The 1,380-nt window shown below is 66.4% G+C and carries 1 protein-coding gene and 1 pseudogene; one reads left to right on the top strand and one right to left on the bottom strand.

All coding sequences use genetic code 11. From position 1 onward, the window contains the following. Window positions 1-70: 70 nt before the first annotated feature. Window positions 71-226, top strand: a pseudogene (locus ABD346_RS34790) (M20 family peptidase); the annotation flags it as partial. A 213-nt stretch (window positions 227-439) separates the two neighbouring features. On the opposite strand, the gene ABD346_RS34785 reads toward ABD346_RS34790, so the two are convergent. Then, complete coding sequence (locus ABD346_RS34785; RefSeq protein WP_344380315.1) at window positions 440-1,093, bottom strand: DUF7691 family protein; 654 nt, start codon at window positions 1,091-1,093, stop codon at window positions 440-442. Window positions 1,094-1,380: the final 287 nt, after the last annotated feature.

The following is a 1,380-nucleotide window of genomic DNA, read 5'->3' as shown; positions in this document are numbered from 1 at the left end:
CTCAACAATCCCCACCACAGCCAGCAGTCTACCGAGACAGCCAAATGAGATGACGTCTTAGTTCACAGAAGGCTCCGCCGACTCCAAGCTCGCCGCGGCGATGTTCTGCCACATCGCCGCTGACCTAGCGCCCCGTGCTGAGGCCCTGCACGGCGGATTTGCCGTGTTTCTGGACGTCGACGGGCACACGGGCGGCTTCGGTGGCGCCCGTGCCTACCTCGCCGACGGCAGGTAACCGTCTTCATCACCCACCGTCTGGCCAACACCCGCCTCGCCGACAGAATCATCGTCCTCGACCAGGGCCGCATCTCCAAATGGGCACCTACGAAGAGCTGATCGACCACGCCAGAGGGTCTTCGAGATGCTGAAGTTGCAAGAGGACCGGGACTGATCCCCGCTCACCTGGTCGCCGACCTCTACGCCTTCGCGGCTCGCCGGGTCAGCCCTTGATGGAGAAGAAGATGGTGTCCTGGGTGTACCAGTCGATGTCCTGGCTGTCTTGCCATTCGTCGTGCTCGAACTCAAGCCGTTCGATCAGGAGTTGCAGGTCGTAGGTGAAGTCGGGGTCTATCTGGTCCAGGACTGCGCGGTAGGTGTCGGCGGCGGGCTTGGCCTTGGCCAGTGCCAGCGTGCCGATGTCGGGTGAGCCGTCCACGGGATAGGGGATGGGGAAGGGGATGGCGGCGGGCGGTCCGGCGAACAGGTACCCGTGGGGCAGCAGGTCGGCGCTCACGCCCAGGCGGCGCAGCTCGTCGTCCATCAGGCCGAAGAACGTGGACGGCTTGGAGTAGACGCCGAGTTCGAAGGGGTCGGAGGCGTTGGCGTCGATGATGTGCTGCAGCGCGCTGTAGTAGGCGTTGCCCGCGCACTCGGCCTCCGAGTCGGCGCGACCGGCGATCAGATGTTCCAACGCGTCGGGGACCGAAAGGCCCCAGTCGATGCCCTGACGGTCCAGGTCCTGCTGGTCCTCGACTGCGTCGTCGCGCATGTAGCCCAGGAGGCGCTGCTGCTCTGACGTGAGATTCCCGGCCGCCCCCAGGAACGCCACGACGTCGGCTTGGTCGGCGGTGGTGAACGAAATGATGCGACTCATGATCGACATGCTGCCAGGCCCCACTGACATCCCGACACGGCAGGATTCATCCGGCGCGACGATGGTGGCCTGGTCGAAGCATGTGCCGGCCAGCTCACGCCTCGCGTAGCGATCAGAGTGTTGGCGATGTCCCGCAGCATCAGCTTGATCATCTCGCCCCCGGGATCGTCGCCTGCCGCCTGGAGGCTGGGGTCAGGGCTTTGGGGATCCGCTGCGGTGCTGGCGGGCGCGGAGTGTACGGCGGCGGCCGGGCTCGGGGGTGGGCCCGCCCGGGCCGGCGGGGGCGG

The organism is Streptomyces mauvecolor (genome assembly GCF_039532965.1).
Lineage (GTDB): Bacteria > Actinomycetota > Actinomycetes > Streptomycetales > Streptomycetaceae > Streptomyces > Streptomyces violascens.
The sequence above is the reverse complement of the archived record's forward strand: the minus strand, read 5'-3'. Positions and strand labels throughout refer to the sequence as shown.